Genomic DNA, 6,463 nt, shown 5'->3' with positions numbered 1-6,463 from the left:
TTACCCCTTGTTTTTCTGGAGTTACCGGCTGAAGAAGTGCCTGTAGGAGGATCACAACATCCTATCAGCGGCACCACATAAATCCATTTAAGGATTTATTTTCAAAGCCTTAAGGGCCTGACTGGTCTGCTCGTCCCCCTTTCAGACCCCCTTCTGCGCGTTGCTGCTTGTGCAATTTCGTGATTCGCCTTTCGCAAGCTGACAACCAATCGACAACCTCGCCCAGCGCAGCTTTTCGGCCCGTCATGTCGCTTGGCCGCGGCTGCTTTCACTCTCTGAAGGATAGGCCAGCCTTTCGCACTGACGGCAGACAAAGGCCGTGCCGCCATCTAGGACCGCTATGCGCCGCCTAGGTCGCAAGGGGTCCGGTCGATCTGGACCGCATAGCATTGGTCTTGCCAATCACAGCCGTTGCAGCGTCCCTGTCATCGACCGTTAGGTGCGCGGGAAATCTGAATACATTTTTGTGTTCAAATTGCCCTAGCGTGAATTTGGCTAACCATGCCGGTCCTACGACACCCCAGGCTAAGTTTTGACTACCCCCGCCCCAGCACTGATGCCTATGGCTAGATATAGATATGTCCCAGATATTGTGACGCAGAACCGCTGAAATCGCGCAACCGCGTCACAGGAAACAGGACACTTTCGGCCAAGCGCCACCAGATCGAACCTTAATCGTCCTCATTTATGTGACGGCCATGCACAGAAATTGTGCGGGGGTTTTTGAATTGCATGAATGTTTTTCGGGCGGGTCGCCCGTCTGGTGTGGCTTCCTCTGCCAACCCCCAGACCGATGCACGCCCTATGCCAGAAGGCCCCAGATGCGGGCCTTGCGTCATGTAGATGAACCCGCGCGCCTCCAGTTCCCGGAACCACGGGCCAACTGTGTTGCGATGCGCGTTCAGCGCCGCCGCTGCATCCCTGTGGCTCAGATAGATTGCACCGTTGTTCGTGCCGTTGAAACGCCGTTTCAGTTCGATGTAGAGCGCGCGGGGGCCGGGGGCCAAGGTTGCCCAAGCCTCGGACGCCTGCACCCATTCGGGAAGCTGGACGAACCGCCCAGCCCCCCTTTTTTTCCGTTTGTATATCTTGCCAGCCATCAGCGTTTGCCCAGCCCCAGACAGGCCAGCCACACGCGAATTGCCGTCGCTTGGCTGGGGCAACCGCCAAGGGATGTCCAGACGGCCTGTGCAGCGCCCTCAGCGCCGTTGCAGGCCATGATGTGCCACTTACCATTGTGGCGGGTCAGGCGAGTTTGCCAGTCAATCATGGGCGGCTCCATAGTGCAGCGCGGCGATAAGGCGGGCTTGGGTTTCGGTCAGGCCAAAGAGGCGGCGCAGGCGGCGGATACGCGCGGCCATCATTGCGCGGCCCCATCAATGCCCAGCGCGCGGGCGGATCTGGGGAACTGCAGCGCGGCGCGGTCTATCCCTGCTTTCAGCGAATAGTGAGCTACGTTTTGCGGCCCGCGATACTCGGTTTGGATTGGCCAGCCGAATTCGTGCCGCAGGCGATGGATGATTGCGCCAAGCCGCCAGCCGCGCACTTCGCGGATTTCGGTCTTGTGGCTAATCGTGCGTCCGTCCAGCAGCGCCTTACAGGTCCAGAAAACCTGGCTGTCGCTGGAATAGAAATTGTCGTGTTTCATGAGGACGTGCCTTTCTGTTGAAAAAGAAAGGCGCTGGGCGTATGTCAAAGATGCTCAGTCTATGACGGCACCCCCAGCGCCTGCGGTATCCGCAAGTGCGGGGGTGTTTTCAGTTCTTGGCCTCTGCCAAGGCCGCGTCTACATCGGCCTCAACCCAGTAGAGTCTCGCGCCGAACTTGATCGGCTTGGGCAAGCGGCCCGCCTCGATATCTCGATAGACCGACGAGCGGCTGCGACCGCCGATCTTTGACTGGAGGTCGCTAAAGCACAAGTAATTCATGGTGGTGCACCTAGATAGTTAAAGGGTGCCCCCCATAGTTCACAGATTACCTTGCGGCGCAAAAGGTATATCTCAGGGGATAAGTGGCACGCGTGATTTATACAAAATGTGGTATATTTAGTTGATAATTCGTCAATATGTTGTGGTTTCAGAGCCTGATTTTCTCATTTTTTCGACGTTGCATTGTGCCTTGTTCGCAATAAAGCTCCCCCACCGCTCCATCAGCGCCCGCCGTTGCTCCAGAAAATCCGTGCGCCGATAGGCCCGCTCCACCGCGCCGCCCGTCACATGCCCGAGGCAGGTTTCGGCCACGTCCTGCGGCGTATTGGTCGCTTCTGCCGTCCAGTCCCGGAATGAGGAGCGGAACCCGTGCGGGCGCTCTTTCAGCCCGCGCCGATCCATCAGCGCGGTCATGGTCATGTCGGATATCACGCCGCGCTTCATGCCGGGAAACAGGAAGCCGTCGCGCGCAAATTTACGGGCCTCTGCAATGACGCTTTGCGCCTCTGCCGATAGCGGCACCCGGAAATCGCTTGTCGTGCCCAGACGGCCTTTCATTGCGGCGGCGGGGATAGTCCAAACATCGCCTTCGATCTGGTCAAGATGCAGGAACCGCAGCGGATAAGACCGCACCGCCGTCAGGATAAGCAGCCGCAGCGCCAATTCCGTGATGCTGCCGCCGTCCAGCGATTGATAAAAGGCGGGCACGTCACGCCAGTTCATCGCGGGCACGTTCTGGACAGTATGCCTTTGCTTGCCTAGCAGCGCCTTGGCCTTTTCCGTGGCTTGCAGATCCACCTCCAGCCCCAGCGCCGCCGCGTGACGCATGACAATGCCAAGACGATTCATCGCCTTGCGCGCGGTGTCGGCCTTGGTGTGCCAGATCGGGGCCAACGTGTCGCGGATATCCTTTTGGTCAATATCAGCCACTGGCACCTTGCCGAGCTTAGGAAGAACGTGGAGTTCAAGAGGTGAGAACCAGCGGCCCGCCTTGCCGTCACCTTTCAACTCGGCCTTGCGGCTGTTGAAGGCGTCCAGCGCGATATCGCCCAGCATGTGGATATTGCGCGCCGCCTCGCGCCGCTGGCGCTCGCGCTCCTTGATCGGGTCCAGACCCTGCCGGGCGACAGCCCGCCATTGATCGGCCACCTCGCGCGCCTCTTTCAGCGAGCAGTCAGGATAAGCCCCAAGGCCCATTTCGCGCCGCCTGCCATGGGTGGTCACGCGCAGAACCCATTGCGCTCCGCCATCCTCACGCTTGACTAGCCATAGGCCACCGCCATCAGCATGCTTGCCGACGCTGGCGGCTTTGACACCCGATGCACTCAGGCGGTTCAAGGCACGCACCATTTTTCATCCCCCTCTCAATCCCCCTCAACATATGGTATGCTGTGGCGCATTGTGAAGCACAATGAAACGGCGAAACGCCTAAATCACTCTATTTTACAGGTGGCGCGGTATAGCACGACACATCTAGATGTAGGGTTTATACGCCTATCAGCGGCACCACCCTCCCTTTCAGATCACCGGACGCTCGGACGCCTGGCCGCGGGCCTAGCCCAGAAGCAGGCCCGAAAAACAGGCGGTCATTCCGATGGCCGTGAGCGCGGCGCGCCGGACGGCTCCTGTTCGTCCGATCAGTGCATACGAGAGGCACGTCAATCCCGCGCCGATCATCCCGAAGGCGAGAAGCGCGCCGCCCGTGCTGGTCGCGATGCGCAGAAGGTCGGGATTGGCGATCATCGCGAGCGGAATGATATAGAGCCCGAGCCCCAGCGCCATCGCCGTCAGCGCGACCTTGAGCCAGTTCTCTCCGATCATGCCCGCCGCGATGAAGACCGCGCCGCAGACGGGCGGCGTGATGGTCGACAGAAGGGCGAACCAGAAGACGAAGAGATGCGCCTGTAGCGGCTCGAGGCCCAGTTCGGTCAGTGCGGGGCCGGCGACGGAGACGCAGATGACATAGGCGGCGGTCGTCGGCACCTCCATCCCCAGAAGGAGGCAGGCGAGCGCCGTCAGCAGAAGCGCGGGCCAGAGCGTGCCGCCCGAGCCCGAAAGGATGACCGAGGTGATCTTGATCCCGAGGCCCGTGACCCCCAGCACGCCGATGATGATCGACGCGCAGATGATGATGGCGGCGATCATCGCGACCTGCTGGCCGATGGCGATCATCGCGGTGCCCATCCGCCGGATGCCCTGCCGGAGGTTCATACTCGGCGCCGCGTCGAAGAAAAGCGCCGCGAGACCTGCGAAGATCGCCAAGACGGCGGCGTATTGCGGCGTGAAGCCGAGCGCGAACATCGCGGTCAGCAGCACCCCGAAGGGCACGAGGAAAAACGCCGAGGTGATAACGACCATGCGCCGGCCCGGGCGCTCGTCCTCGGGGACGGAGCGCAGATCGAAGCGCTGCGCATAGGCGTTGATGCCCATCCAGACGGTCAGGAAATAGAGGATCGCGGGCGGCAGCGCGGCCAGCATGATCTGCGTGTAGGGCACGCCCGTCAGTTCGACCATGACGAAGGCGCCCGCGCCCATGAGCGGCGGCATGATCTGCCCGCCCGAGGAGGCCACAGCCTCGACCGCGGCGGCGAGGCGCTTCGGATAGCCGAGCTTGGTCATGGCCGGCAGGGTGATCGCCCCGGTCGAGGCGACATTGGCCGAGGCCGATCCCGAGATGGATCCGAAAAGCGCCGAGGAGAGGACCGATACCTTGGCCGCGCCGCCCGTGAGGCGCCCCGCCGCCGCCGCCGCCACGTTCATGAAGCCTTGCCCCGCCTCGCCCGCGTTCAGCACCGCGCCGAAGATCACGAAGATCGCGACGACACCCACGGACACGCCGGTGAGGCTCCCCCAAAGCCCGCCCTCCGCGATGACGAGCGTTCCGAGAAAGCTGGGCAGCGGCGTGCCCGCATGGCCGAACTCGCCCGGAATATGCTGGCCGTAGAGCCCGTAGAGAAGCGCGAGGAGCGCGACGAGCGGCAGCGGCCAGCCGATCATGCGGCGCGCGCCCTCCATCGCGATGCCGAGAAGCGCGAGCGCGAGCGCGACCTGAAAGCTCCCTTCCAGAAAGCCGTATTGATCGCGCAGCGCCGTATGATTTGCCGCGATCCAGAGGCAGCCCGCGATGCCCACCGCGCAGAGCACGAGGCCCGACCAACAGCCCGCCCGCGTCCTGGCGGCGAAGAGAAAGACCCAAGGCAGGATCAGCGCCATATGCAGCGGCCGCGCCACGAGATTGGGGACCAACCCGTAGAAGATCAGCCCGAGGTGAAACACCATCGAGAGCGCGCCGAGCGCGATCCAGAGCGCATTGGATGTGGGGGAAGCGGTCATCTTGGAATGGCCCGCGCCCCGGCGATGTGCGGGGGCGCGGCGCGTCATTTACATGTGCGCGTCGCTCAGCGTCGCGCCGATTTCCTCGTAATAGCGGATCGCACCGGGATGGATCTTGGTCGTGATGTTGCTCAGCATGTCGGCCGAGACGCCCGCCCACCAGGCCGCGTCCTGCGCCATCTTCTCGCGCGTCTCCCAGTAGATCTTGGTTAGCGTATAGGCCGTGTCGTCGTCCATCTTGGTCGTGGAATAGGCGACGACCGGCAGCGACGTGGTGGTGATGTCCTCGTCCTGGCCCGTGTAGGTGCCCGCCGGGATGGTCAGGCGCGTGCGGCCCGACTGCTCGATCTGCTCGTCGGTGAGCGACAGGACCGTCACGTCCGTCGAGGCGGCGGCCTCGATCACGTTGGGCGCGGGAAAGCTGCCCGCCGTCACGAAGCCGTCGATCTGCCCGTTCTTGAGCGCGTTCACCGCGTTCGAGAGCTCGGAATCCGCGATGTTCACCTTGCCCTCGAGGCCGAAGAGGCCGAGATACTTCTCGCCTTCGGTCGCCCCGAACGAGCCGCTGCCCAGAAGGATCGTCTTGCCTTCCATGTCGGCGAAGGTGGTCGCGCCGCTGGCTTCGGACATGACGAAATGCATGGTCAGCGACGGGATCGGAAAGAGGGCGCGGATCTCGTCGAAGGCCGGATCGCCCTTGCCCTCGAACATCGCCTTGCCTTCCTGCGCGAGGCCCACAAGCGCGGGCGGCGTGGTGAAGACGTAATCGGCGCCGCGCGCGCGTACTTCCATCACGTTCTGCACCGAGCCCTGGCTTTCCTCGACCGTCACAGCGATCTCGCCCTCGGTGCCGGACTTCATCGCCTCGGCGATCTGCACCGCCATCTGGAAATAGGACGATCCCGCCTTGGCCGACTTGTAGGTGATGCGCGTCTCGGCCGAAGCGGCCGACGTCATCGCCAGTGCGACGGCTGCGGCCGCGCCGATAAATTTTATGAATGTCATTGGTTCTCGCTCCCCTTTGTCTGCGCGAAGAATTGAGAATCGCCCAGCGAAAAGCAAGCGCCGCCGGACCGCTTTGCGGAAATAACGCCGATTTTTCAACGCGCGGCGCCGGGGCGTGCGCTGCGGATCGGAGGAGGGGCCGCAAAATCGCCGCATTTGGGCGTTAAACCTTCCAAGGGGAGTTGAAAGGCTGCCGG

At 62.4% G+C, this 6,463-nt stretch carries 7 protein-coding genes; all 7 read right to left on the bottom strand.

Features of this window, described 5'->3' with window-relative positions; all coding sequences use genetic code 11:
- Positions 1–671 precede the first annotated feature (671 nt).
- The 7 genes from ACGRVM_RS15375 to ACGRVM_RS15345 all read right to left on the bottom strand — a co-directional run bounded on the left by ACGRVM_RS15375 (position 672) and on the right by ACGRVM_RS15345 (position 6,266).
- Positions 672–1,100, bottom strand: coding sequence for a hypothetical protein (locus ACGRVM_RS15375; protein ID WP_377173074.1), 429 nt, complete (start codon positions 1,098–1,100; stop codon positions 672–674).
- A complete protein-coding gene (locus tag ACGRVM_RS15370; protein ID WP_377173073.1) occupies positions 1,100–1,270 on the bottom strand; it encodes a hypothetical protein in 171 nt (56 codons plus the stop codon). Before ACGRVM_RS15370 ends, ACGRVM_RS15375 begins: the two co-directional genes overlap by 1 nt.
- 90 nt (positions 1,271–1,360) lie before the next feature.
- The gene (locus tag ACGRVM_RS15365; RefSeq protein WP_377173072.1) at positions 1,361–1,648 is read right to left on the bottom strand and encodes a hypothetical protein; all 288 of its coding nucleotides are present in this window, start codon (positions 1,646–1,648) and stop codon (positions 1,361–1,363) included.
- Between the two features lie 109 nt (positions 1,649–1,757).
- Positions 1,758–1,928: a helix-turn-helix transcriptional regulator gene (locus tag ACGRVM_RS15360; protein ID WP_377173070.1), complete on the bottom strand. Its 171-nt coding sequence runs from the start codon at positions 1,926–1,928 to the stop codon at positions 1,758–1,760.
- A gap of 132 nt (positions 1,929–2,060) precedes the next feature.
- On the bottom strand, positions 2,061–3,278 hold the full coding sequence (locus ACGRVM_RS15355; protein ID WP_377173068.1) for a tyrosine-type recombinase/integrase: 1,218 nt from the start codon (positions 3,276–3,278) through the stop codon (positions 2,061–2,063).
- 204 nt (positions 3,279–3,482) lie between these two features.
- Positions 3,483–5,261, bottom strand: a complete 1,779-nt coding sequence (locus ACGRVM_RS15350; protein ID WP_377173066.1) for a TRAP transporter permease — start codon at positions 5,259–5,261, stop codon at positions 3,483–3,485.
- Between the two features lie 48 nt (positions 5,262–5,309).
- Positions 5,310–6,266, bottom strand: a complete 957-nt coding sequence (locus tag ACGRVM_RS15345; RefSeq protein WP_377173064.1) for a TAXI family TRAP transporter solute-binding subunit — start codon at positions 6,264–6,266, stop codon at positions 5,310–5,312.
- Positions 6,267–6,463: the final 197 nt, after the last annotated feature.

Origin of the sequence: Roseovarius aquimarinus (assembly GCF_043661195.1) — a bacterium.
GTDB classification, from domain to species: Bacteria; Pseudomonadota; Alphaproteobacteria; order Rhodobacterales; family Rhodobacteraceae; genus Roseovarius; species Roseovarius aquimarinus.
Note: the sequence above shows the minus strand (reverse complement) of the source record. Positions and strands in the feature narration are given on the sequence as shown.